Source organism: Erwinia psychrophila, from assembly GCF_039023475.1.
In the GTDB taxonomy this organism is placed as follows: domain Bacteria; phylum Pseudomonadota; class Gammaproteobacteria; order Enterobacterales; family Enterobacteriaceae; genus Erwinia.
This window is the reverse complement of sequence record NZ_JBCHVB010000001.1, coordinates 594,101-617,589: the sequence shown is the minus strand read 5'-3', so window position 1 is coordinate 617,589 and position 23,489 is coordinate 594,101. Positions and strand designations below refer to the sequence as shown.

Sequence of the window (23,489 nt, the reverse complement as noted above, 5' to 3'; positions counted from 1 at the left end):
CACGGCATTTATTAACTATCCATTATTCAACGCGTTATCAGCACGATAAAAGGTTGCATGACGCAAATCGTAATCCTCTTAACAGGGTCTAAACTGTATAAAGAGGGCTAAAAAAGCCCTGTTGACCTAAATCCCTGCAAAACAAGAGGTTGAAGCGATATCCAATATCACTAACATAGGGGTATTAGCCCGCAGGGCTATCGACTCGCGAGGTAATTCTATGCCATCAGCAACTACTGCTTCTTTTTCTCCTGACGACTTCGTCTGGAAGGGCCTGACGCTGACCGACAGCGCCGCTAAGCAAATCATTGCGCTGGCCGCTAATGACCCCCACGTGAAGGGATTAAAGCTGGGCGTGAAGTCTTCCGGCTGCGCGGGTTTTGGCTACACCATGGATCTGGTTAAAGAGCCAGCCGATGACGATCTTGTTTTCACCCATCAGGGGGCGCATCTCTATGTTCCCCTTCAGGCCATGCCGCTGATTGACGGAACGGAAGTCGATTTCGTCCGTGAAGGCCTGAATCAGATTTTCAAATTTAATAATCCTAAAGCTCAACACGCCTGTGGCTGTGGTGAGAGCTTTGGCGTTGAGTAAACCATATGTCTCGAAACACTGAAACATCGGACGACGTGCAGGTCTGGGAAGGAAACCACCAGAAGTACAAAGAGGGGTTCTTTACCCAGCTGCAAACCGAGGAGTTTGAACACGGCATCAGCGAAGATGTGGTGCGCGCCATCTCGGCCAAGCGTAACGAGCCAGAGTGGATGCTTGAGTTCCGCCTGAAGGCGTACGCCGCCTGGCTGGAGATGGAAGAGCCGCACTGGCTGAAGGCGAACTACAAATCGCTGAACTATCAGGATTACAGCTACTATTCAGCGCCCTCATGCGGCAACTGTGATGACAGCTGCTCCTCCGAGCCAGGCGCGACGCAGGCATCGGGTTCTCAGCCTGCCAACTACCTGACGGAAGAGGTGGAAAACGCCTTTAAGCAGCTGGGCGTACCGGTGCGTGAAGGGCAGGAAGTGGCCGTAGATGCCATCTTCGACTCCGTTTCCGTTTCCACTACCTATCGCGGCAAGCTGGCGGAGCAGGGAATTATTTTCTGTTCATTTGGCGAGGCCATTCACGAGCACCCGGAACTGGTGAAACAGTATCTGGGCACCGTGGTGCCAGCGAACGATAACTTCTTCGCGGCTCTTAACTCCGCGGTCGCTTCTGACGGCACCTTCGTCTACATCCCGAAAGGGGTGCGCTGCCCGATGGAGCTTTCCACCTATTTCCGCATCAACGCGGCGAAAACCGGTCAGTTTGAACGTACTATTCTGATCGCAGATGAAGGCAGCTACGTCAGCTACATCGAAGGGTGTTCCGCCCCGGTGCGCGACAGCTATCAGCTTCACGCTGCAGTGGTGGAAGTGATCATCCATAAGGATGCTGAAGTTAAATACTCCACCGTCCAGAACTGGTTCTCCGGCGGCGAGTCCGAAGGCGGCATCCTGAACTTCGTGACCAAGCGTGCGCTGTGTGAAGGCGAAAACAGTAAGATGTCCTGGACACAGTCGGAAACCGGCTCGGCCATTACCTGGAAATATCCCAGCGTGATCCTGCGCGGCGATAACTCTATCGGTGAATTCTTCTCCGTGGCGCTGACCAGTGGACATCAGCAGGCTGACACCGGCACCAAGATGATCCATATCGGCAAGAACACTAAATCCACCATCATCTCCAAAGGGATCTCGGCCGGTAAAAGCCAGAACACCTATCGTGGACTGGTCAAAATCATGCCGACGGCCACCAACGCGCGTAACTTCACCCAGTGCGACTCCATGCTGATTGGCGCGGACTGTGGCGCGCACACTTTCCCCTATGTGGAAGTGCGTAATAACACCGCTCAGCTTGAGCATGAAGCGACGACCTCCCGTATTGGTGAAGATCAGCTGTTCTACTGCCTGCAGCGCGGGATCAGCGAAGATGATGCGATCTCTATGATCGTCAATGGCTTCTGTAAGGATGTCTTCACCGAGCTGCCGCTGGAATTTGCGGTGGAAGCACAAAAACTGCTGGCGATCAGCCTTGAACACAGCGTGGGTTAACGCCCCACGCTTACGGTCACTGAGTGCAGTGCCGGACGGCACTGTCAGGGAAACACTATGTTAAGTATTAAAGATTTACAGGTTAGCATTGAAGATAAAGAGATCCTGCGTGGGCTGGATCTTGAAGTGAAGCCTGGTGAAGTACACGCCATCATGGGCCCGAATGGCTCAGGGAAAAGTACGCTTTCCGCAACGCTTGCCGGGCGTGAAGAATATGAAGTCACCGGCGGTTCCGTCAGCTTTAAGGGCAAAGACCTGCTGGAGCTTTCTCCGGAAGACCGTGCTGGTGAAGGCATCTTTATGGCGTTTCAGTATCCGGTAGAGATCCCTGGCGTCAGCAACCAGTTCTTTCTGCAAACGGCCGTCAACGCCGTGCGGAAGTATCGCGATCAGGAGTCGCTGGATCGTTTCGACTTCCAGGACTTTATCGAAGATAAAATTCAGCTGCTGAAAATGCCGGAAGATCTGCTGACCCGTTCCGTTAACGTCGGCTTTTCGGGCGGCGAGAAGAAGCGTAATGACATTCTGCAGATGGCGGCGCTGGAGCCTGAGCTCTGTATCCTTGATGAAACCGACTCCGGACTGGATATCGATGCGCTGAAAACCGTGGCGAACGGCGTGAACACGCTGCGTGACGGCAAGCGCGCTTTCATCATCGTCACGCACTATCAGCGTATCCTTGACTACATCAAACCGGACTTTGTTCATGTGCTCTATCAGGGCAAGATCGTAAAATCCGGTGACTTTACGCTGGTAAAACAACTGGAGGAGCAAGGCTATGGCTGGCTTACCGACCAGGAGTAGTGATAACGCCCTGCAACAGTGGCATCACCTGTTTGAAACGCACGGCGAAAACCGTTCGCTGCAGGCTCAGCAGCACTGGCAGCAGGTTCTGCGCCTGGGGCTGCCGACGCGCAAGCAGGAAAACTGGAAATATACGCCGCTGGAAAGCCTGTTTGACCAGAACTTCGTTCTGCCACAGGCCGCAGAGCTGACCGCCGGAGACGTCGCAGCGCAGGCGCTTGCGATTGACGCCATCAAACTGGTTTTTGTTGATGGCCGCTTTAATGCCGCGCTCAGCGACAGTGAATTCGGCGAGTTCGAGATTCAGGTAAGCGGCGCGGCTAAGCGTCGCGAGCTTGATGCACCGCTGCAGCCGGAAGTCTTTCTGCACCTGACTGAAAGCCTTGCAGAAGAGGTCACCGCCATCCACCTGTCCCGCGGCAAAGCGGCTTCACGTCCTCTCTATCTGCTGCATATCAGCAGCGGCAGCGCGCAGGCGGAGATGAACACCTCACATTACCGTCATCATTTGCAGCTGGATGACGGCGCAGAAGCGACCATCATTGAACATTACGTCACCCTGAACGAGGCCAGCCATTTTACCGGCGCCCGTTTTACGGCGACGGTAGGCGATAACGCTCAGCTGACGCACTACAATCTCTCCTTTGAGCACAGCAGCAGCTTCCACTTCTCGCATAACGATCTCGCCATTGGGCGGGATGCGCGCGTGCAGAGCCACAGCTTCCTGTTGGGTGCTGGACTCTCGCGGCATAACACCAGCGTTCAGCTGAACGGCGAGGGCAGCGAACTGGGCATCAACAGCCTGATGCTGCCTGTTGAGAAAGAAGTCTGCGACAGCCGTACTTACCTTGAGCACAACAAAGGGCACTGCCAGAGCCGTCAGCTGCATAAAACTATCGTTCGCGATAAGGGACGTGCGGTGTTCAACGGTATGATTAAGGTGGCCAAACATGCGCTGAAGACCGACGGACAGATGACCAACAACAACCTGTTGCTGGGCCGGCTGGCCGAAGTGGATACCAAACCGCAGCTGGAAATCTACGCCGATGACGTTAAGTGCAGCCACGGCGCGACTATTGGACGCATCGACGACGAGCAGATGTTCTACTTGCGCGCGCGCGGGATCGGCGAAGAGTCTGCACAGCGTATGATCATCTACGCTTTTGCAGCGGAATTAACTGAAGCCATTAAGGATGACGTGCTGAAAGAGGCGGTGATGCAGCGTATCGCCCGGCGTTTTCCTGGAGGCATTCAATGAGTTTTGACCTGGCGCGCATCAGGGCCGAGTTTCCGGTTCTGGCGCGGGAAGTGAATGGCCAGCCGCTGGCCTATCTGGACAGTGCCGCCAGCGCGCAGAAACCCCACTCGGTCATTAATGCAGAAAGCCATTTTTACGAGCACGGTTATGCGGCGGTGCATCGCGGCATCCATACCCTGAGCGCTCAGGCGACCACGGATATGGAGAATGTGCGCACTCAGGCGGCGCGTTTTCTGAATGCCGCCTCGCCAGAAGAGATCGTGTTTGTCAAAGGCACTACCGAGGGGATCAACCTCGTGGCCAGCAGCTGGGGTGGCAGCCAGCTGAAGCCGGGCGACAATATTCTGATCACCGAGATGGAACACCACGCCAATATCGTTCCCTGGCAGATGGTGGCCGAGCGTACCGGGGCCGAGGTGCGGTTTATCCCGCTGACGGAGAACGGCGAGCTCGATCTCTCCACGCTCCCTTCGCTTATCGACAGCCGCACTCGTCTGCTCGCCGTGACGCACGTTTCCAACGTGCTGGGGACGGTCAATCCGGTTAAAGAGCTGGTTGCGCAGGCGAAAGCCGCAGGCGTGGTCACGCTGATTGATGGTGCCCAGGCGGTTATGCATCAGAAAGTCGACGTTCAGGATCTGGACTGCGATTTTTACCTCTTCTCCGGACATAAAATTTATGGTCCGGCCGGGATAGGCATTCTTTACGGCCGTAAGGCGCTGCTGGATGAGATGCCACCCTGGGAGGGCGGTGGGGCGATGATCTCTACGGTCAGCCTGACCAGACCCACCACCTATGCTGCCGCGCCGTGGCGCTTTGAAGCGGGTTCACCGAACACGGGTGGGATTATTGGCCTGGGCGCCGCGCTGGCGTGGATCACGGCGCAGAACCTGGATGTTATCCAGCAGCGCGAGCAGGCTCTGATGCGCTATGCGCTCGATAAGCTCTCTTCGGTGCCGGATCTGACCATCTACGGTCCCCGTGAGCGCGCCGGCGTGATCGCCTTCAATCTGGGTAAGCATCACGCTTATGACGTGGGGAGCTTTCTCGATCAGTACGGCATCGCTATCCGTACCGGACACCACTGCGCCATGCCGCTGATGACACATTACGACGTTCCTGCCATGTGCCGGGCCTCCTTCGTTCTGTACAATAGCGAAGAAGAGGTCGATCGCCTGGTGGCCGGCCTGATACGTATACATCGCCTGCTGGGCGGCTGAGGCCGCAGGCAGGCAAGGGAGGCTTGAATGGCAACGTTGCCAGATAAAGAGAAACTGGTCCGCAATTTTACCCGCTGCGCGAACTGGGAAGAGAAGTACCTGTACATTATTGAGCTTGGCGCGCTGCTGCCGGCGCTGTCCGAAGCGGAGCACAAGCCGGAAAATGTCATATCCGGCTGTCAGAGCCAGGTTTGGATCCTGATGGATCAGGAAGAAAACGCACAGGTGACGCTGCATGGCGACAGTGATGCTGCCATCGTGAAAGGCCTGATTGCGGTTGTATTTATCCTTTATCAAAAAATGACGCCGGCGGAAATTCTGGATTTCGACGTGCGTCCCTGGTTTGAACAGCTGGCGCTGGCTCAGCACCTCACGCCCTCCCGCTCTCAGGGGCTGGAAGCGATGATCCGGGCGATTCGCCTGAAAGCTCAGGCGCTGAACGCAGGCTGACTTGCAGTTAACTTCTCGTCACGCCTCCCGCGTAACTCGCGGGAGGCCGTTCCGATCGCTACCGGGAAATCCGCATGAAACCTTTGTTATCCTCCGCTGCCTTTCTGTTCCTCACCTTCGCCTCCGCCTACAGCGCCAGCGCGACTGAATATCCTTTGCCGGCTGAAAACAGCCGTCTGATTGGTGAAAACATCGCTTATACCGTTCCGGCCGATGGCCGGTCGCTTGAGGCCATCGCCGCCTCTCATCAGACCGGCTTGCTCGGTATGCTTGAGGCGAATCCGGGTACGGACCCCTGGCTACCTGAAGCAGGCAAAGTCCTGACTATTCCCACGCAGATGCTGCTGCCGGATACCAAACGTGAGGGGATTGTGGTTAACGTCGCTGAGCTGCGGCTTTACTACTATCCCAAGGATGAAAACAAAGTCATTGTCTATCCCATCGGTATAGGTCAACTCGGTGCGAACACGCCAGCAATGGTCACCCGCGTCAGCCAGAAAATCCCGAATCCTACCTGGACGCCAACGCCTAATATCCGTAAACGGTATGCGGCGGAAGGAAAAACGCTGCCGGTGACGGTGCCTGCGGGGCCGGAAAACCCGATGGGCCTGTTTGCTATGAGGCTGGCCTACGGAAAAGGACACTACCTGATCCACGGCACCAACGCCGACTTCGGCATCGGAATGCGGGTCAGCAGCGGCTGTATCCGGTTGCGGCCTGATGATATCGAGGCGCTTTTTAACAGCGTGCCTGAAGGCACCCGCGTGCAGATTATCAATCAGCCGGTCAAATATGCTCTGGAGCCCGATGGTAAACGCTATATCGAGGTGCATCAGCCGCTTTCCCACAATGAAAATGACGATCCCCAGACCATGCCCATAACGCTGACCTCCGGTGCGAAGAAATTCATCGGCAGTGAGTTAAGCGATCGGGCGGTCATCACAGAGGCGGTTAAGCGGCGATCGGGCATGCCTGTGCTGGTCAATGAAGGTGAGGCGGTGGCTCACCCCGACGTTTTGCCGGAAATCATTGATAAAACGCGCCCTGAGGACGTCCAGGCATAGATCTGAGAGTAGGGTTGCCGGAAGGATTGCGGGCCATAGCGCCCGTTCTGGGGCCTCTTAGAAAGGATTATATAACGGCAAGTAAAGATAGCGGTTGGAAGAAGAAATAAACGGACTCGTATAAGAAGGGCAAAAAAAAATGGCGCACAATGTGCGCCATTTTCATTACCAGAACTCTTACTTACGGTAAGAGTGAGCCTGGTTGTCCAGACGCTGGTTAGCGCGTGCTGCGTCGTCTTTAGCAGCCTGAACGTCAGAACGCATTGCGTTCACGTCGTTGCTCAGCTGGTCAACTTTAGCGTTCAGAGTCTGAACGTCGGTAGACAGCTGGTCAATTTTAGCGTTGCTTGAACAGCCAGCCAGCAGAGTTGAACCCAGGATTACCGCGCCCAGTACCAGTTTAGTACGATTCATTATTTATACCCTCTAGATTAAGTTAATCTCCATGTAGCGTTACAAGTATTACACAAAGCTTTTTCTAATGAGAATAAATTTTTGATGAGAAAGTGCTTAATTTTGATCGTTCGCTCAAAGAAGCATCGTCTTTTTAATTATGGGCAAAAAATTTAGCGAAAACAGGGAATTTTAATCGGATGCATCTTTTGTTAAACCCTAATTGCATCGTTATTTTCGATTGGCGCTTTTCTGAAAAGCTATTATGCAAAGCATAAAAAAACGCCCCTCAGGGCGTTTTTAAACTGTCCGGCGTAAAATTTAATTACAGTACGTGGACGGAGGCGGTATTAGTGGTTCCGCTAGGGACCAGCGCACCAGAAACCATTACGACAACATCCCCTTTCTGACCGTAGCCGCTGGCAACCGCCGCTTCCTTACCGATACGGTAAAAATCGTCGGTTGAAGCAATTTCTTTCACTACAGAGGTGATAATGCCTTTGCTCAGAATCAGCTGACGGGCAGTCTGCTCGTTGGTGGTCAATGCCAGGATGATGGCGTTAGGGAAATATTTACGGACCGATTTCGCGGATTTGCCACCTTCGGTAGCGACAACGATGATAGGCGCTTCCAGGTTCTGTGCTGTTTCAACCGCACCGCGGCAAACGGCTTCGGTGATGCGCATTTTACGGTTGTCATGCTGACTATCAATACGGCTCTTCATTACACGATCGGTACGCTCACAGATCGTCGCCATGATCGAAACGGACTCCAGAGGATATTTTCCTTTGGCGCTTTCACCAGAAAGCATCACCGCATCGGTGCCGTCGAGAATCGCGTTTGCCACGTCGCCGGCTTCCGCACGGGTAGGGCGAGGGTTTTTGATCATGGAATCGAGCATCTGGGTGGCAGTGATCACCACTTTGCGGGCACGGTTACATTTTTTGATCATCATCTTCTGCGCGAAGATCACTTCTTCAACCGGGATCTCAACGCCGAGATCGCCACGTGCAACCATAATGCCGTCAGACGCATCCAGGATTTCATCAAAATTATTCAAACCTTCCTGGTTTTCAATTTTGGAGATGATCTGAATATGCTCGCCGCCGTGCTGCTTAAGGTGCTCACGGATTTCCAGCACGTCGGAACGCTTACGGATAAAAGAGGCCGCCACGAAGTCGACACCCTGTTCACAACCGAAAATCAGGTCGCGCTTATCTTTTTCCGCCAGCGCTGGCAGCTGAATGGACACGCCCGGCAGGTTAACGCCTTTGTTTTCGCCCAGATCGCCGTTATTAAGCACTTTACACACCACGGTGTTTTCCGTGACTTCAGTAACTTCCATGCCAATCAGGCCATCGTCAACCAGCACGGTGTTGCCGATTTTCAGATCGGAAGTGAAGCCTGGGTAGGTCACCGCAACGCGCTCGTTGTTACCGATCACTGCCTGGTCGGTACTGAAGGTGAACGTCTGACCCGCCTTCAGCGAGACATCATTACCGCCTTCCAGCTTCATGGTGCGGATTTCCGGGCCTTTGGTATCCAGCAGGATAGCAGCCTGATGGCCGCTTTTATTCATGACCGCACGCAGGTTCGCGATGCGCTGGCCATGCTCTGCATAATCACCGTGTGAAAAGTTCAGACGCATTACGTTCATACCTGCATCAAGCAGGCTGGTCAGCATTTCTTCAGATTCGGTTTTTGGGCCGATGGTACAAACAATTTTGGTCTTTTTCATGACAGATTATCTATAAAGTTGTGATGGATGAGAAAAGGGAAATGCCGGCAGTCTGCGTAAGACAGCCAGCAGAAATTTTTTCGTAAGAGCATACTGCGGTACAGATTAAGAATAGGAGAAGGTAGAAAAGCGTGCAGAGGAAGTTGAATCGCGGTTTCAGCGCGCGTGCGCAGGGAGGGGGCGCAACAATCTACTGTTTTTAATAAAGGGTCAACCATTCGCTGAAACCATTCAGGTGAAACAACGTTTTATATTATAGACGCTAAGTATGCGAAAACCAATAAAAAAAGCGAGCGTTGCGTAACGGAAGCTTGCGCCATGTCAGGTTATTGCGCAAAAAACGGCAGAGGGATTTTTAAGATTAAACGCAGACGGAAAGAGGTAACAAAGAGGAAAAAAGAAGATGGTGCGTTCTAGAGGACTCGAACCTCCGACCCCCACCATGTCAAGGTGGTGCTCTAACCAACTGAGCTAAGAACGCAAAAGAATGGTGCGTCCGAGTGGACTCGAACCACCGACCCCCACCATGTCAAGGTGGTGCTCTAACCAACTGAGCTACGGACGCACTGTGGTGCGTTCTAGAGGACTCGAACCTCCGACCCCCACCATGTCAAGGTGGTGCTCTAACCAACTGAGCTAAGAACGCGCCGATTGCTGTCTTGCTGACAGCGGGGACGAATATTAACGACAGCGCCATCGCCTGGCAAGCGGAAATCCGCTTTTTTCTGCGTGACTGCTGCTACCTTGTGCGAAGCGCAGCAATTTTAGACACGCAGAGGGCAAAATTACCGAAAAATTAATGCGCTGCGCGGGAGAGAATAGCCTCCGCTGGCTGCCGCTGAAGGCGCAGTATCCGCCAGACCATCATCACCGCAGCGGAGGTCAGGCCGATAATAAAGCCGGTCCAGAAGCCTGCCGGGCCCATCGGCGCCACCACCCAGTCGGTCAGTGCGAGCACATAACCGCTCGGCAAACCCAGCACCCAATAAGCGACAAAGGTGATAAAGAAAATCGCTCTTGTATCCTTATAACCCCGCAGAATGCCGCTGCCAATCACCTGGATGGCGTCGGAGAACTGATAAATGGCGGCCAGCAGCATAAGCTGCGCGGCGAGCGTGACCACCTCCGGGTTATCGTTGTAGAGCAGGGCGATCTGTTCGCGGAAAATAACCGTCAGCAGGGCGGTTATCATCGCCATCGTGACGCCTACCCCCTGTGCGCTCCAGGCGGCAACTTTTGCTGCTTCCGGCGACCCCTGACCCAGGCGGAAACCTACCCGGATGGTGGTGGCGACGCCTAGCGACAGCGGCAGAACGAACATCAGCGAACTGAAGTTTAGCGCGATCTGATGACCGGCAACCTGAACGATCCCCATTGGCGAGACCAGCAGGGCCACCACGGCAAACAGCGTCACCTCAAAAAAGAGCGCGAGGGCAACCGGCAGACCCAATGTAAACAGCCGCCAGAGGACTTTTCTGTCCGGCGGGCTGAAGCGCGCAGGCAGCCGGATATCGCGCATTGAGCGCGCCCGGCTGACCCAGTATCGCATAGCAATAAACATCACCCAGTAGACGGTTGCGGTCGCCACGCCGCAGCCAACGCCGCCCAGCGCGGGCATCCCGAAGTGGCCGTAAATAAAGATATAGTTAACCGGAATATTGACCAGCAGGCCGATAAAACCCATGACCATGCCCGGCTTGGTTTTTGACAACCCTTCGCACTGATTACGGGCAACCTGGAAAAAGAGGTAGCCCGGCACGCCCCATAGCAGCGCGTGCAGGTAGCCCACCGCTTTGCTGGCCAGCAGAGGATCGACGTTCTGCATGGCGTTAATCACGTATCCGGCGTTATAGAGCACAATCATGATCAGCAGAGAGGAAAATCCCGCCAGCCAGTAGGCCTGCCTGACCTGCCAGGCGACGCGATCCCGCCGCCCGGAACCGTTATATTGCGCTACGACTGGCGTGAGGGAGAGCAGCAGACCGTGGCCAAAAAGAATAGCGGGCAGCCAGATCGATGTGCCGACCGCGACGGCAGCCATATCGGTCGCGCTCACGGAGCCGGCCATAATGGTATCAACGAAGCCCATGGCGGTTTGCGCAACCTGCGCCAGGATCACCGGAATCGCCAACGCCAGCAGCTGGCGGGCTTCTGTAAGGTACTTCTGCACAGATACACCTGTTTATTTGAAATTTAAAGGAAAAGCCTGACGGCGACATATGCGTTAGCGGATGGCGAAGGCGACGTGCTGCAGGCCACTTAGTGTAACGCCCGCAAGGTAAATAGCTACTCTTAAGCGGAAAGAATAGCGCAATGAAGTGCGCTCTGGTGGGGGGATAGTTGGTTTTGAAAGGCAGCCAGGGCAAACTAGTGGCAAAGACTATGCGATATGAGGCAATGACTATGTTTACCGGGATTGTTCAGGGCACGGCGGAAGTGCTGGCCGTCGAAGAGAAACCGAATTTTCGCACCCATATCATCAGGATGCCGGAAGCGCTGTTGCCGGGTCTGGAGCTGGGCGCATCCGTTTCACACAACGGCTGCTGTCTGACGGTTACGGAGATCGCAGGCGATCGGGTAAGTTTTGATTTAGTAAAAGAGACACTGCGAATCACCAATCTGGGGGATTTAAAGGCTGGCGATACCATTAACGTGGAACGCGCGGCAAAATTCAGCGATGAAATCGGCGGTCATCTGATGTCGGGGCATATTATGACCACCGCCGAAATCAGTAAAATCATCGCTTCGGAAAATAACCGGGAAATCTGGTTCAGGCCGCAGGATGCCCAGCAGATGAAATATATCCTTCACAAAGGGTTTATCGGCATTGATGGCATCAGCCTGACGGTGGGTGAGGTCACTAAAACGAAATTTTGTGTGCATCTCATTCCTGAAACGCTGGCGAGAACCACGCTGGGCGCAAAGCGCCTGGGGCATAAAGTGAATATTGAAATCGATCCCCATACGCAGGCCATCGTGGAGACCGTAGAGCGCGTGCTGGCGCAGCGTGAAGCTACGGTGGAAACGCTGACCAGCGGAACATAAGGTAACAGGGCCGGTATTATCTGCCATACCGGCCCTTTTCAGGCTGGGTTAGCGCGGTACGCGCAGACCGCCCTCCACACCGTGGGAAAACAGGACCTGCCAGAGTTGAATGTCCCTGGCGCGAAAGGCGCCGGCGCAGGCGTTCAGGTAGTAGCTAAACATCCGTTTGAACCGATCGCCATACGCCTCCGCCAGGTCGGGCCAGGCCTCCAGGAAGCGCTGGTACCAGGCCATCAGCGTAAAATCATAATCCTGGCCAAAGTTATGCCAGTCTTCCATCACAAAGTAAGGTTCATGCGCATCGGCAATATGACGAACGGAAGGAAGACAGCCATTGGGGAAAATATATTTATTGATCCAGGCGTCCACGCTCTCGTCCGTTTTATTCGCACCGATGGTGTGCAGAAGAAACAGCCCGTCAGGTTTCAGATTGCGGTTAACCACGTTGAAGTAGGTCGCGTAGTTTTTGGGACCGACATGTTCAAACATGCCGACTGAAGCGATCCGGTCAAATTGCCGATCCAGGTCGCGGTAATCCTGGAGTAATATCGTGACATCCAGCCCTTCACAGCGTTGCTGCGCCATTTTTTGCTGCTCTGCCGAAATGGTCACGCCGGTCACTTTGGCGCCATAGTGGCGGGCGGCATAGCCAGCCAGTCCGCCCCAGCCGCAGCCGATATCCAGTAACGTCATCCCCGGCGCCAGCTGTAATTTTTCACAGATGATTTTCAGTTTGGCTTCCTGGGCCTGCTCCAGCGTTTTCGCTTCCTTCCAGTAGCCGCAGGAATACTGCATATAAGGGTCGAGCATGCGGGAAAAGAGATCGTTACCTAAATCGTAATGCTCCCGGCCAACTATCCAGGCGCGCTTGCGTGACTGGAGATTAGTCAGCCGCGCCGCCACGACGCGCAGCGTATCTCTGAAATGATGGGGAAGTTCCTGATCGAGTCTGGCGGCAAGCACGCGGTGGAAAAACATATCCAGCCGTTCACATTCCCACCAGCCATCCATATAGCTTTCGCCCAGTCCCAGCGAGCCTTCCTGCAGAACGCGTTTAAAAAAATCGGGGTTAGTTACCTGAATATCCCAGGGGTGAGAGCCGCCTACGGTGACATCCGCTTTGCGCAACATTTCCTGGACGATCTGGAACCAGTGGTTTTCTGCCAGGTCCACTTCTTCTATACACGATGAACTCATAGTCTCTCCATCACCCGGTGTGATTGAAACCTGAGAAAAAGCATAGACAATTTCTGCAGGATTTTGAGAACCCGCACGGAATTACCGTACGGATGATATCCGACGTTACAGAGGTATATTAAGAAGGCCCGCAGAGTTGCGCAACGAACGCCGCGCAGGAAACAATTTTGACTACCCTGTCAGGTCTTAAAAGGAAATAGCATCATTATTATTAGCCTGGAAATGAGTATATGCTCACCCCAGGCATAATTCAAACCTAAATCGTTAGGTTGCTAACTGAATAAGTTCAGCCAGTTAGTGTGCGCCTGACAAGACCGCCCTGTGGGCTTTCCCACGTTGTAAAACGTAGCCCATCAGCGCCAGGAAAACCGTGGCCAGCATCACCAGCGAGCTGGTCAGGAGCGGCGTGGCGATAAAGGTGGAAATCAACAGGCTGGCCAGGCAGCACAAACCGAGCTGTAGCGTATTCTGAAGCGCAGCGGCTTTACCGCTCGCCTCCGGGAAGGGCAGCAGAGCATTGGATACCACAATCGGATAGAGCGCGCCGTTAGCAAGCGCAATGCCGCAAAACGGCAGCAGCAGTCCCCAGACGGAGGGCGAAGTCTGCTGGGCAGCGATAAAGAAAGCGATAATGCTGAGACTATAGATACCGAGCAGCCAGGGAAGCAGAGCGGCGCCTTCCCGGCGTTTTAACAGCGTACGGCAGCCATAACCGCCCGTCAGGAACGCAAGGGTCTGGGGGAAATAGCTCAGACCGATGCTGCCCGGTGACATGCCGAGGGAAGCAAGAATAAACGGCGATCCGGTCAGCCACGCGAAGAAGCTGGCCGAACAGGCTGCATAAATCAGCACATTACCGCTGTAGGCCGGTGATTTCAGCAGGGTAAGAAAGCCGGTGCTTTTGCCCGATGATGCTGTGGAAGCAGCCCGGCGTCCGCTGGCAAGGAACAGCGTACAGAACAGCAGAGCGACAGAAATTAACAGCAGCGCAACGAAGATCGCCCGCCAGCTAAAGTGGTTGAGCAACCATGCGCCAAGCAGGGGAGCAAGTGCCGGCGAGAGCGCGACCAGCGGCATAATAGTGGCAAAGACTTTGTTTGCCTGCGCGGCGGGATAGCGGTCCACCACCAGCGCCTGCCAGCTAACGGCTGCGGCACAAATCCCGATAGCCTGCACAAAACGCAGCACCAGCAGCATCGTCGCATCGCTGATCCACCACATCGCGCCACAGCTAAGCGAAAACAGCCCGAGGCCCATCAGCAGGACAGGTTTGCGGCCAATCCGGTCAGACAAAGGCCCCCAGAAAAGCTGCGCGCAGGCAAAACCGGCGAGGAACAGGCTCAGGCTGGCACTGATCGCTCCGGCTTCGGTGTGTAAATCCTCCTGCATCGCGCCAAACGCGGGGAGATACATATCGGTCGCGAGAAAACCCACAATGCTCAGCATCGCGAGATAGAAGGTGAATCCTTTTGACGGCATGTTTTTGCTCTTAATAGTGATGGATGAAACGCGGCAGAGTGTAATACCGTGCGAAAGGGATTGTGAAACGCTAATATTTGCGGAGTGCGTTCAAAAAATTTGCAGGCAAAATATGTGGTCTGAACATTCTCTTGAAGTGATTGATGCCGTTGCCAGAACCGGCAGTTTTACCGGGGCGGCCAGCGAGCTACACCGCGTGCCCTCCGCGATAAGCTATACCGTACGGCAAATGGAAGCGTGGCTGGCCGTACCGCTGTTTGAACGGCGGCATCGCGATGTAGTGCTGACCGCGGCGGGCGCGGTTTTTATTCAGGAAGGGCGCAGTGTCATCAAAAAAATGCTTTCCACCCGGCGGCAGTGTCAGCAGGTCGCTAACGGCTGGCGCGGGCAGTTGAATATCGCGGTTGACCGGATTGTAAAACCCAGCAGAACCCGCCAGCTGGTGGTCGATTTTTACCGTCATTTTCCCGATATGGAACTGCATTTATCGGAAGAGGTGTTTAACGGCGTCTGGGATGCGCTGGCCGATGGCCGTGTGGATGTGGCGATCGGCGCTACCCAGGCCATTCCGGTGGGCGGACGTTTTGCCTTCCGTGACATGGGGGCACTGAACTGGCGATGCGTGGTGCAGGCCGGGCATCCGCTGGCCGGGCGTCCGGGCACCCTGAGCGAAGAGGAAATCCGCGAGTGGCCCTCACTGGTTCTGGAAGACACCTCCCGCGCACTGCCGAAAAGAACCACCTGGACGCTTGATAATCAGCGCAGGCTGGTGGTGCCGGACTGGGAGAGCGCGTTTGACTGCCTGCTGGCGGGGTTATGCGTGGGGATGGTGCCGGGACATCTTGCCCGGCCGCTGCTGAAAAGCGGGGCGCTGAGTGAAATTACGCTCGCCGCCGCCTTCCCGGACAGCCCCTGCTGCGTCAGCTGGTCACAGCAGCACGCTTCTCCCGCGCTGAACTGGCTGCTGGAGTATCTGGGGGAATCGGAGACGCTTAACGGGGAATGGCTGAGTGAAGGAGCCTGAAGCAGGGCCGCATCCTGCTGACCGGACAGTACCGGAGAACAGGATGCGGCAGCGATCTAGCGGCGATAGTCGACGAAGGGACCGTCAGCGACGGAGCGGCGTTCAATCAGGCTTGGATGCACTTCAATGGTTTGTGACTCTTCACGCTTGCTGGTGATGCGATCGAGCAGCATATCAAAGGCCGTTTCGCCAAGCCGTTCTTTGGGCTGATGGACGGTTGTCAGGGCCGGAGTAAAGTAGCGGGCGTTGCGCACGTTATCGTAGCCAATGACCGACACATCCTGTGGTACCCGTAACCCCATTTCATCCGCTGCGCAGATCGCGCCCATCGCCATGACGTCACCGCCGCAGAAAACCGCGGTAGGGCGCTGCTTGCCGGAGAGAATCTGCTGCATGGCGCGATAGCCAGATTCCGGCTCAAAATCGCCCTGAACCAGCCATTCGTCGCGAAGGGTGATACCCGCTTCAGCAAGCGCCTTGAGGAAACCAGCGTGGCGGCCGCCGCCGGTATTACGCTCCAGCTGACCCGGGATCGCGCCGATATCGCGATGGCCGCGATCGATAAGATAGCGTCCCACCATGTAACCGCCCTCAAAGGCGTTATCCTGCACGGTATCGGTAAAATCGCCGCGGGACTCGCCCCAGTCCATCACCACCATAGGAATATTGCGGCTGTCCTCGAGCATTTTAATCAGCTCATCAGGATATTCTGAACACATCACCAGCAGGCCATCAACGCGCTTTTGCGCCATCATGGAAAGGTAAGCCTGCTGCTTCTCTAAATTGTTATGGGCGTTGCCAAGGATTAGCGTATAGCCTTTGGCGAAGCAGCGATTCTCCACCGCCTCAATAATTTCGGCAAAGTAGGGCGCTTCGCTGGACGTAGCCAGTAAGCCTATCGTTTTGGTGTGATTCACCTTCAGGCTGCGTGCCACCGCGCTGGGGGAATAGTGCAGCGCCTTGATCGCATCCCAGACGGCTTCCCGCGTCTCATCGGCGACAAAGCGGGTTTTATTGATGACGTGGGACACCGTGGTGGTGGAAACACCGGCGCGTTTGGCCACATCTTTAATTGTTGCCATTAAATAGCTACTCCTTCACTTATCTTAATCCGCTGATAAGTATATTGTTAATCGTTTGCCTGCCGCGGGCGCTCTTTCTGACGTCTGGGGGCGTTTTTTTAAAATCATTCAGTAACGTCAGGAAGGAAAGAAGACAATCGGGGCCTGCTGTTGCGCGTCCTGGAGTCCGTAAAATCGTTCCGTTGCGCAACGAAAGTGGGATTCTAACAAGGCCGGCGTGAGAAAACGAGATTTTTACCGTTAACTGTGGGAAAATCTAAGACGTTATTAACTGTAAGGGTATTGAGGGCTGAAATGGATACTGATTTGAAATATTCGCTGCTGACTACCGTTGGCGCACTGCTGATGATTATTGCCTTTAGCTTCACCGCTGTTATGCACTAAGCTCACGGGGCCTGCGTTACGCCAGGCCCCGACATCCCACCTTAGCGAATACTTCCCGGCGTCATTACCCGACGCGCGCCCACATAATGCTGCCGCCAGTAGTTATCTCCCAGCGCACTGACCTGAATATCCTTGCCGGTGCTGGGCGACTGGATAAATTTGCCGTTCCCCAGATAAACGCCAACGTGATCGGCCGAACCCCGCCCGGTGATGCGGAAAAACACCAGATCGCCTTTTTCCAGCTCGCTGCGCTTTACGGCGGCAGCGTCGCGCAGATGGTACATTTCATTCGCCGTGCGGGGAATTTTGAACCTGACCAGATCTTTATAGGCGTACCAGACCAGACCGCTACAGTCGAAGCCGGTGTCAGGTGATGCGCCACCCCGGATATAGGGTTTACCCAACTGACCCATCAGCTTGCTCATGGCGGTCTGACGCGCTTTCTGATAGCGGGCGCGATGTGCTTTGCTGAGCCTGAGTGGAGAAGCGGAAACGTTATCGGTTGTTATCTGCGCGGCATGGGATAAGTTGGCGCGGGTACGGCCTCTTTTAGCCGCAGCTTTTTTGCTGGCCGACGTCACTCTAAGGCCTGCTTTAGCGGTTTTCTGGCGAGAAGTTTGCGACGCCGCGGGCTTCGTCTGCTTGTGCTTTTTCAGAGAGGAGGAACGGCTGCGGAGGGTGTCGGCCGCTTTACTTTTTCCGACCAGAGCGGGTTTCTGTGGACGCCGCTTGCGGCGAACTTCATCGCGGACACTCTTTCCGTCAAGATTCTGCTGATGTGGCTTCACCGACGCGTGCGGCGAGGCGTGAGCCAGATTGAAAAATAGCTGGCTGCAGACCAGCGTGATAAGCAGGATGAGTGAACGCATCGTTACCGTTAACAGTTTGTGCTCCCGCCAGCGGCGGAAACCTGGCCAAATTTCACTATCTGCCCGGCGGCAGAGGATTCAGGCAATTCTAATCGAACTTATTATGCAAGGGTAAGTGCTTTTTTGTATCAATAATACCAGACCGATAATTAGCGAAAAAACGCGCTAAATCAGCTTGTTATATAATCAAAAAGCGCTTATCAGAGCCTGAATTCAGGGATGACTTACGTCGCGAGAGAGTAGCCTGGTCTCTCGCTGTGCGCTCCGCGTTGTCCCTCTCAGCTACGGCTGATGAAAATGTCGTTTTCAACAAAGGAAGAGAGTCGCTACAATAAACAAACACGAAGTATCCGTTTAAGGAAGGCATTTATGAGTACTGTTGAAAAAATCGAGCGCCAGATTGCAGAAAACCCGATTCTGCTTTACATGAAAGGTTCACCGAAGCTGCCAAGCTGTGGTTTCTCTGCCCAGGCCGTACAGGCACTCTCCGGCTGCGGCGAGCGCTTTGCCTACGTTGATATCCTGCAAAATCCGGAAATTCGTGCCGAGCTGCCTAAATACGCCAACTGGCCTACATTCCCACAGCTGTGGATCGACGGTGAGCTGGTCGGTGGCTGCGATATCATTATTGAGATGTATCAGCGTGGCGAACTGCAGCAGCTGATCAAAGAGACGGCGCAGAAATATCCTTCTGACGCGGCTGAATAAGCTGCCCTGAAAGGATACGGGCGAATATTCCCCCGTGGAGAAGTGCTGATGAACCCCACCGACAGGTGGGGTTTTTTTTGACGTTAACCCACCGGAAGCTTACTGCGCGTCGCTTTCCACGATCGGCAGAGGCCAGCCGCCTAAGCGTTTCCAGCGATTGACCAGCTCACAGAACAGATCGGCGGTCTGCACCGTGTCATAAAGGGCGGAGTGCGCCTGGCTGCTGTCAAAAGGCATCCCGGCGGCAAGGCAGGCCTTCGCCAGAACGGTCTGTCCCAGCACCAGGCCGCTGAGCGCGGCGGTATCAAAAGTCACAAAAGGGTGGAAAGGGTTACGCTTCAGGCCAGCGCGTTCTGCGGCGGCGTTCATAAAATTAAGATCGAAAGTCGCGTTATGAGCAACCATGATGGCGCGGTTGCAGCCCCGATCTTTGATCCCCTTACGTACCAGCTTGAAGATGGCATGCAGCGCGTCATATTCGCTGACGGCTCCGCGCAGCGGGTTAGCGGGATCGATGCCGTTGAACGCAAGGGCTTCGGGCTGCAGAACGGATCCTTCAAACGGCTCAACGTGGAAATGCAGCGTTTCATCTTTTTCCAGCCAGCCATCGTCGGTCATCTTCAGGGTGACAGCGGCCACTTCCAGTAACGCGTTCGTTTTAGCGTCAAAACCGGCGGTTTCCACATCAATTACTACCGGATAAAAACCGCGAAAACGGCTACTGAGGGCGTTAAGTTCGTTCGGTTCAGACATCAGGATCTCACAGGCGAAAAAAAGCAGGGCGTATTATGGCAAATTTCAGCGGGGGATGCAGCAGGGGAAAAAGGGAGAAGGGTGCCGGAAGCACCCTTAAAATCAGTTGCCGAGGCCGTGACCAGCCTGCTTGTTTTCAATCAGTTCGATTTTATAGCCGTCCGGATCTTCCACAAAAGCGATAATAGTGCTTCCGCCCTTAACCGGGCCCGCTTCACGGGTGACGTTGCCGCCATCTTTACGGATACGATCGCAGGTTGCCGCCACGTCATCCACGCCCAGCGCGATGTGACCATAAGCGTCGCCAAGGTTGTAGCTCTCCACGCCCCAGTTATAGGTCAGTTCGATAACCGCGCCTTCGCTCTCTTCGGTATAACCAACAAAGGCCAGCGTATATTTATATTCGGCATTCTCACTGGTACGCAGCAGACGCATACCTAAAACTTTGGTGTAAAAATCGACGGAGCGTTGCAGATCGCCAACGCGAAGCATGGTGTGAAGTAAGCGCATAACATCCTCTTCTGTTTCTGTGTAACGTCATCGTCCGATAACGAAAAATTAAGTATAGCGTTGATTTTGCTGGGCGTTAACCCCAGGCTTTCAGCCGTTTATCCCGTGGATCAAAAAGGCTGCGCACGCGCAGCCTTTGAGAAACCTGACGTCGGTTAGTCCGCCAGCGTCGCATAGTCCGTATAACCTTTATCGCTACCGCCATAGAAGGATTGAGGCTGTGGCTCATTCAGCGGCGCGTTGATGCGTATACGCTCGACGAGATCCGGATTGGCGATATAGGCGCGTCCAAAGGCCACGGCATCGATCAAACCCTGCTCAATCAGCGTTTCCGCTTTTTCTGCCGTATAGGCGCCGGCACCAATAATCACGCCAGGGTAGACGGCGCGGATAGCTTTGCGGAACGCGTCGCTGTAAGGCTTGCCGCCCGCCCAGTCCGGTTCAGAGATATGCAGGAAGGCCAGATTACGGCGCGCCAGTTCGCCAATGAAGTAGAGCGCGGCTTCTTCCTGATCTTCACCATTGTCCAGCCCGTTGAACGGCCCCAGAGGGGAGATACGGATACCGATGCGATCGGCGCTCCAGCCGTCGATAGCCGCGTCAACCACCTCAAGCGCAAAGCGGGTGCGGTTCTCAATGCTGCCGCCATAGGCGTCGGTACGCTGGTTAGATGCGGGCGAGAGGAACTGATGAATCAGATAGCCGTGCGCCGAGTGAAGTTCCACCAGATCGAAATCGGCTTCGCGGGCGTTGATGACCGCCTGACGAAAATCATTGACCACCTCTGCAATTTCATTCAGCTCCAGCGCACGAGGCGTGGAGGTGGCTTCACGAATGGCCTGGCCTTTCTCGTCACGCAGGGAGGTACGGGTTTCAGCGTTGATCGCTGAGGCTGATACGGGCGCTTTGCCTTCAGGCTGCACGCTGGTATGGGAAATACGACCGGTATGCCATAGCTGCACCGCGCTGTGGCCGCCTTCCTGATGGATACCTTCGTTAATACTTTTCCATGCCGAAATCTGTTCGGATGAGTGCAGGCCCGGCGCGCCAGCGTAGCCCTTTGCCTGGGCAGAAATCTGTGTCGCTTCGGTAATAATCAGCCCGGCGGTAGCGCGCTGACGGTAATATTCGCCCATCATTGGCGTTGGAACGTCACCCGGTTCAATGCTGCGCAGGCGGGTAAGCGGTGCCATAAATATGCGGTTCGGCACGGTAATCGCGCCCGTTTTCAGCGGGGTAAAAAGCTTTTTGAGTTCCATAATATCTCCTGGTAGACCGGTCTTCTAGTCAGACTGTTTTTTTTAAAGTGGCGCTGGCAGCATCCGGTTAATCTCCTGCCATGCGCTATTCAACGGCATGATATCGCGGGAGATTTTACTTTGCAGGCTGGCACCAAGCCAAAGCATATAAATATTCTGGGCGCAGGCGGAGGCAGCCTTTTCGGGCAGCCTGACCGTTCCCTGACGCGCCGCGCGCTCAATAGCGGCAGTTAGCGTAGCAATCAGCGCTTTTGAGCCTGCATCCAGCGCACTGCGCATTGCTTCTGACAGATCGCACACCTCCCCAGAAAGCTTAACTGAGAGACAACCTGAGAAAGCGTGATCCTGGCAGAAAGCGGTGATCGACTGCTGATAGTAATCCAGAATGCGCTGGCGCTGCTCTCCCTGGTGGTCAGCCAGATACGTGCTGAACCTTTGATGGTAGAGGGCAAAATAGCGCTCCAGCATTGCGACGCCGAACGCCTCCTTGGAGGCGAAATAGTAGTAGAAAGAGCCTTTCGGCACTTCAGCCACTTTCAGTAACTCGATTAATCCCATTCCGGTAAAGCCGCGATGCACGCAGAGCTTTTCGCCGGTAATCAGAATGTGTTCTCGCGTATCCTGTCGGGTCGTTTTCATGACGGTTACCTTAACAGACCGATCGGTCTGATACAAATCACCCCAATAGTCGTGGCACATTCTGCTTAGTGCGTCACTTTATAACAAAAGCGCTAATTAATCTGCTTTCAGACTTGCCAAGGCGTGACATGCGATCTTCAATTGAAGTCAGTCTATGCATCAGGAGCGACGGTGGCAGAACAACTAGAGTTTTTTCCCGTACCCAGTCCCTGTCGGGGGATTTGCCAGTCTGACGAAAAAGGCTACTGCCGGGGCTGTCTGCGCAGCCGCGATGAACGCTTTAACTGGATGCGCTTTAGCGATGCGCAGAAGCGGGAGGTACTGCGGCTGTGTCGTCAGCGCTATCTGCGGCTCCAGCGTGCCGGCAAACCCAATCTGCCCGATGAACCCGAGCAGCCTTCTCTGTTCTGATCTGCGCGGCTTCGCAAAATACCTTCGCGGTTCACATTCCCGCAAGCTTTCCCGCTTGCCCGCTGTCATAATCAGCCTACCGATACGGGGAGGTTGTCTCCCGTTTTCAGAGAGTTAATCAGAATAATTAAGGAATTTTTATGCTGCAACGTTTGCCTATTGCGCCACAGGGGCCGGAATTTTCAGAAATGGTGATGGGCTACTGGCGGCTGATGAGCTGGGCATTCACGCCGCAGCAGCTGGTCACCTTTATTGAACAGCATCTGGAACTGGGCATTACCACAACGGATCATGCGGATATCTACGGCGACTATCTTTGCGAAGCGGAGTTTGGCAAGGCGCTTAAGCTTGCGCCTTCGCTCCGCCAGCGTCTGGAGCTGGTGACGAAATGTGGCATCGCCACAACGGCAGAGCCAGGTAACGCAATCGGTCACTATATTACCGAGGCTGCCCATATCGAAAAGAGCGCGGAGAATTCACTCCGTCATTTCTCGACCGACTACCTCGATCTGCTATTGATCCACCGCCCCGACCCGCTGATGGATGCGGATGAAATCGCGCAGGCCTTTACCCATCTGCATCAGAGCGGGAAGGTCAGGCACTTCGGCGTATCCAACTTTACGCCGGCGCAGTTTTCTCTGCTGCAGTCCCGCCTGCCGTTTACGCTTGCCACCAATCAGGTTGAAATCTCCCCGCTGCATCAGCCCCTGCTGCTGGATGGCACCCTCGATCAGTGCCAGCAGTTGCGCATCCGGCCCATGGCCTGGTCCTGCCTTGGCGGCGGCCGGCTCTTCAGCGAAGCGGAATACGGCCCGCTGCGTAATGAACTGGAAGCCGTCAGGGATGAAACGGGCGCAGAAAATATTGAACAGGTGGTTTATGCCTGGATTATGCGCCTGCCTTCCCGACCGCTGCCGGTGATTGGCTCAGGCAAAATTGACCGCGTCCGGACGGCGGTTGATGCCACCCGTATCGAACTCTCCCGCCAGCAGTGGTTCCGCATCCGTAAAGCGGCGCTCGGCTACGACGTTCCGTAAAGATCCGTCAGCCTTAACGTTTTATCAGGCATTTTCTCTGAAAATGACCAGGCTTAAAGCTCCGGGAATAA

General features: G+C 54.8%; 24 protein-coding genes and 3 tRNA genes. 13 read left to right on the top strand and 14 right to left on the bottom strand.

The genetic code is table 11. The features are described 5' to 3' along the window. Positions 1–220 precede the first annotated feature (220 nt). The 7 genes from sufA (at position 221) to AAH446_RS02755 (ending at position 6,890) form a co-directional block, all read left to right on the top strand. Complete coding sequence (sufA, locus tag AAH446_RS02785; RefSeq protein WP_342905199.1) at positions 221–595, top strand: Fe-S cluster assembly scaffold SufA; 375 nt, start codon at positions 221–223, stop codon at positions 593–595. Between the two features lie 5 nt (positions 596–600). Beyond that, positions 601–2,094, top strand: a complete 1,494-nt coding sequence (gene sufB / locus AAH446_RS02780; RefSeq protein ID WP_024967930.1) for a Fe-S cluster assembly protein SufB — start codon at positions 601–603, stop codon at positions 2,092–2,094. A gap of 57 nt (positions 2,095–2,151) precedes the next feature. Beyond that, complete coding sequence (sufC, locus tag AAH446_RS02775; RefSeq protein ID WP_342905198.1) at positions 2,152–2,898, top strand: Fe-S cluster assembly ATPase SufC; 747 nt, start codon at positions 2,152–2,154, stop codon at positions 2,896–2,898. Then, the gene (sufD, locus tag AAH446_RS02770) at positions 2,873–4,156 is read left to right on the top strand and encodes a Fe-S cluster assembly protein SufD (protein ID WP_342905197.1); all 1,284 of its coding nucleotides are present in this window, start codon (positions 2,873–2,875) and stop codon (positions 4,154–4,156) included. The genes sufC and sufD overlap by 26 nt, the downstream gene beginning before the upstream one ends. Continuing rightward, positions 4,153–5,376 carry a cysteine desulfurase SufS gene (sufS, locus tag AAH446_RS02765; protein WP_342905196.1) on the top strand — a complete coding sequence of 408 codons (1,224 nt, stop codon included), beginning with the start codon at positions 4,153–4,155 and terminating at the stop codon, positions 5,374–5,376. The genes sufD and sufS overlap by 4 nt, the downstream gene beginning before the upstream one ends. Before the next feature lie 27 nt (positions 5,377–5,403). Then, positions 5,404–5,826, top strand: a complete 423-nt coding sequence (gene sufE / locus AAH446_RS02760; RefSeq protein WP_342905195.1) for a cysteine desulfuration protein SufE — start codon at positions 5,404–5,406, stop codon at positions 5,824–5,826. A gap of 74 nt (positions 5,827–5,900) precedes the next feature. Continuing rightward, a complete protein-coding gene (locus AAH446_RS02755) occupies positions 5,901–6,890 on the top strand; it encodes a L,D-transpeptidase family protein (RefSeq protein ID WP_342905194.1) in 990 nt (329 codons plus the stop codon). A 177-nt stretch (positions 6,891–7,067) separates the two neighbouring features. Here AAH446_RS02755 and AAH446_RS02750 read toward each other — a convergent pair whose 3' ends face one another. The 6 genes from AAH446_RS02750 to AAH446_RS02725 form a co-directional block, all read right to left on the bottom strand. Beyond that, complete coding sequence (locus AAH446_RS02750; protein ID WP_013201929.1) at positions 7,068–7,304, bottom strand: major outer membrane lipoprotein; 237 nt, start codon at positions 7,302–7,304, stop codon at positions 7,068–7,070. A 304-nt stretch (positions 7,305–7,608) separates the two neighbouring features. Next, a complete protein-coding gene (gene pykF / locus AAH446_RS02745; RefSeq protein WP_342905193.1) occupies positions 7,609–9,021 on the bottom strand; it encodes a pyruvate kinase PykF in 1,413 nt (470 codons plus the stop codon). A gap of 404 nt (positions 9,022–9,425) precedes the next feature. Further along, positions 9,426–9,502, bottom strand: a tRNA-Val gene (locus tag AAH446_RS02740). Between the two features lie 7 nt (positions 9,503–9,509). Next, positions 9,510–9,586: transfer RNA gene (locus AAH446_RS02735), tRNA-Val, on the bottom strand. Positions 9,587–9,590: 4 nt separating this feature from the next. Next, a tRNA-Val gene (locus tag AAH446_RS02730) sits at positions 9,591–9,667 on the bottom strand. Between the two features lie 150 nt (positions 9,668–9,817). Continuing rightward, entirely contained in the window at positions 9,818–11,191 is a 1,374-nt protein-coding gene (locus AAH446_RS02725) for an MATE family efflux transporter (protein ID WP_342905192.1), read from the bottom strand. Between the two features lie 233 nt (positions 11,192–11,424). Here AAH446_RS02725 and AAH446_RS02720 point away from each other — a divergent pair, with 233 nt between their 5' ends. After that, positions 11,425–12,066 (top strand): riboflavin synthase subunit alpha, encoded by a 642-nt coding sequence (locus tag AAH446_RS02720; RefSeq protein ID WP_342905795.1) that lies wholly within the window; start codon positions 11,425–11,427, stop codon positions 12,064–12,066. A 48-nt stretch (positions 12,067–12,114) separates the two neighbouring features. On the opposite strand, the gene cfa is transcribed toward AAH446_RS02720, so the two are convergent. Together cfa and punC are read right to left on the bottom strand one after the other, a co-directional pair. Next, a complete protein-coding gene (gene cfa / locus AAH446_RS02715) occupies positions 12,115–13,263 on the bottom strand; it encodes a cyclopropane fatty acyl phospholipid synthase (RefSeq protein WP_342905191.1) in 1,149 nt (382 codons plus the stop codon). Between the two features lie 294 nt (positions 13,264–13,557). Further along, positions 13,558–14,742 (bottom strand): purine nucleoside transporter PunC, encoded by a 1,185-nt coding sequence (gene punC / locus AAH446_RS02710; RefSeq protein ID WP_342905190.1) that lies wholly within the window; start codon positions 14,740–14,742, stop codon positions 13,558–13,560. Positions 14,743–14,854: 112 nt separating this feature from the next. Between punC and punR the strand changes: the two genes are divergently transcribed. Continuing rightward, positions 14,855–15,766, top strand: a complete 912-nt coding sequence (gene punR / locus AAH446_RS02705; RefSeq protein ID WP_342905189.1) for a DNA-binding transcriptional activator PunR — start codon at positions 14,855–14,857, stop codon at positions 15,764–15,766. Between the two features lie 56 nt (positions 15,767–15,822). On the opposite strand, the gene purR is transcribed toward punR, so the two are convergent. Continuing rightward, positions 15,823–16,848: an HTH-type transcriptional repressor PurR gene (gene purR / locus AAH446_RS02700; RefSeq protein ID WP_342905188.1), complete on the bottom strand. Its 1,026-nt coding sequence runs from the start codon at positions 16,846–16,848 to the stop codon at positions 15,823–15,825. A gap of 294 nt (positions 16,849–17,142) precedes the next feature. Here purR and cydH point away from each other — a divergent pair, with 294 nt between their 5' ends. Next, positions 17,143–17,232 carry a cytochrome bd-I oxidase subunit CydH gene (gene cydH, locus AAH446_RS02695; protein WP_342905187.1) on the top strand — a complete coding sequence of 30 codons (90 nt, stop codon included), beginning with the start codon at positions 17,143–17,145 and terminating at the stop codon, positions 17,230–17,232. Positions 17,233–17,273: 41 nt separating this feature from the next. Here cydH and AAH446_RS02690 read toward each other — a convergent pair whose 3' ends face one another. After that, entirely contained in the window at positions 17,274–18,101 is an 828-nt protein-coding gene (locus AAH446_RS02690) for a C40 family peptidase (RefSeq protein WP_342905186.1), read from the bottom strand. A 369-nt stretch (positions 18,102–18,470) separates the two neighbouring features. Between AAH446_RS02690 and AAH446_RS02685 the strand changes: the two genes are divergently transcribed. Continuing rightward, positions 18,471–18,809 (top strand): Grx4 family monothiol glutaredoxin, encoded by a 339-nt coding sequence (locus AAH446_RS02685; protein WP_342905185.1) that lies wholly within the window; start codon positions 18,471–18,473, stop codon positions 18,807–18,809. Positions 18,810–18,908: 99 nt separating this feature from the next. Here AAH446_RS02685 and rnt read toward each other — a convergent pair whose 3' ends face one another. The 4 genes from rnt to AAH446_RS02665 form a co-directional block, all read right to left on the bottom strand. After that, complete coding sequence (rnt, locus tag AAH446_RS02680; protein ID WP_342905184.1) at positions 18,909–19,562, bottom strand: ribonuclease T; 654 nt, start codon at positions 19,560–19,562, stop codon at positions 18,909–18,911. A 102-nt stretch (positions 19,563–19,664) separates the two neighbouring features. Continuing rightward, positions 19,665–20,072 carry a lactoylglutathione lyase gene (gene gloA, locus AAH446_RS02675; protein ID WP_342905183.1) on the bottom strand — a complete coding sequence of 136 codons (408 nt, stop codon included), beginning with the start codon at positions 20,070–20,072 and terminating at the stop codon, positions 19,665–19,667. Positions 20,073–20,227: 155 nt separating this feature from the next. Next, entirely contained in the window at positions 20,228–21,331 is a 1,104-nt protein-coding gene (gene nemA / locus AAH446_RS02670; RefSeq protein ID WP_342905182.1) for an alkene reductase, read from the bottom strand. A gap of 42 nt (positions 21,332–21,373) precedes the next feature. Then, the gene (locus tag AAH446_RS02665) at positions 21,374–21,970 is read right to left on the bottom strand and encodes a TetR/AcrR family transcriptional regulator (RefSeq protein WP_342905181.1); all 597 of its coding nucleotides are present in this window, start codon (positions 21,968–21,970) and stop codon (positions 21,374–21,376) included. A 171-nt stretch (positions 21,971–22,141) separates the two neighbouring features. Here AAH446_RS02665 and AAH446_RS02660 point away from each other — a divergent pair, with 171 nt between their 5' ends. After that, entirely contained in the window at positions 22,142–22,381 is a 240-nt protein-coding gene (locus AAH446_RS02660; RefSeq protein WP_342905180.1) for a DUF1289 domain-containing protein, read from the top strand. 140 nt (positions 22,382–22,521) lie between these two features. Beyond that, positions 22,522–23,418 (top strand): aldo/keto reductase, encoded by an 897-nt coding sequence (locus tag AAH446_RS02655; protein ID WP_342905179.1) that lies wholly within the window; start codon positions 22,522–22,524, stop codon positions 23,416–23,418. The last annotated feature ends 71 nt before the right edge of the window (positions 23,419–23,489 follow it).

Coding starts and splice junctions, on each gene's coding strand:
- punR (WP_342905189.1), top strand. CDS start 14,855: ATGTGGTCTGAACATTCTCTTGAAGTGATTGATGCCGTTGCCAGAACC.
- gloA (WP_342905183.1), bottom strand. CDS start 20,072: ATGCGCTTACTTCACACCATGCTTCGCGTTGGCGATCTGCAACGCTCC.
- AAH446_RS02655 (WP_342905179.1), top strand. CDS start 22,522: ATGCTGCAACGTTTGCCTATTGCGCCACAGGGGCCGGAATTTTCAGAA.
- AAH446_RS02750 (WP_013201929.1), bottom strand. CDS start 7,304: ATGAATCGTACTAAACTGGTACTGGGCGCGGTAATCCTGGGTTCAACT.
- rnt (WP_342905184.1), bottom strand. CDS start 19,562: ATGTCTGAACCGAACGAACTTAACGCCCTCAGTAGCCGTTTTCGCGGT.
- punC (WP_342905190.1), bottom strand. CDS start 14,742: ATGCCGTCAAAAGGATTCACCTTCTATCTCGCGATGCTGAGCATTGTG.
- AAH446_RS02720 (WP_342905795.1), top strand. CDS start 11,425: ATGTTTACCGGGATTGTTCAGGGCACGGCGGAAGTGCTGGCCGTCGAA.
- pykF (WP_342905193.1), bottom strand. CDS start 9,021: ATGAAAAAGACCAAAATTGTTTGTACCATCGGCCCAAAAACCGAATCT.
- sufC (WP_342905198.1), top strand. CDS start 2,152: ATGTTAAGTATTAAAGATTTACAGGTTAGCATTGAAGATAAAGAGATC.
- sufA (WP_342905199.1), top strand. CDS start 221: ATGCCATCAGCAACTACTGCTTCTTTTTCTCCTGACGACTTCGTCTGG.
- sufS (WP_342905196.1), top strand. CDS start 4,153: ATGAGTTTTGACCTGGCGCGCATCAGGGCCGAGTTTCCGGTTCTGGCG.
- cydH (WP_342905187.1), top strand. CDS start 17,143: ATGGATACTGATTTGAAATATTCGCTGCTGACTACCGTTGGCGCACTG.
- AAH446_RS02690 (WP_342905186.1), bottom strand. CDS start 18,101: ATGCGTTCACTCATCCTGCTTATCACGCTGGTCTGCAGCCAGCTATTT.
- AAH446_RS02685 (WP_342905185.1), top strand. CDS start 18,471: ATGAGTACTGTTGAAAAAATCGAGCGCCAGATTGCAGAAAACCCGATT.
- sufB (WP_024967930.1), top strand. CDS start 601: ATGTCTCGAAACACTGAAACATCGGACGACGTGCAGGTCTGGGAAGGA.
- nemA (WP_342905182.1), bottom strand. CDS start 21,331: ATGGAACTCAAAAAGCTTTTTACCCCGCTGAAAACGGGCGCGATTACC.
- purR (WP_342905188.1), bottom strand. CDS start 16,848: ATGGCAACAATTAAAGATGTGGCCAAACGCGCCGGTGTTTCCACCACC.
- sufE (WP_342905195.1), top strand. CDS start 5,404: ATGGCAACGTTGCCAGATAAAGAGAAACTGGTCCGCAATTTTACCCGC.
- sufD (WP_342905197.1), top strand. CDS start 2,873: ATGGCTGGCTTACCGACCAGGAGTAGTGATAACGCCCTGCAACAGTGG.
- AAH446_RS02755 (WP_342905194.1), top strand. CDS start 5,901: ATGAAACCTTTGTTATCCTCCGCTGCCTTTCTGTTCCTCACCTTCGCC.
- AAH446_RS02665 (WP_342905181.1), bottom strand. CDS start 21,970: ATGAAAACGACCCGACAGGATACGCGAGAACACATTCTGATTACCGGC.
- cfa (WP_342905191.1), bottom strand. CDS start 13,263: ATGAGTTCATCGTGTATAGAAGAAGTGGACCTGGCAGAAAACCACTGG.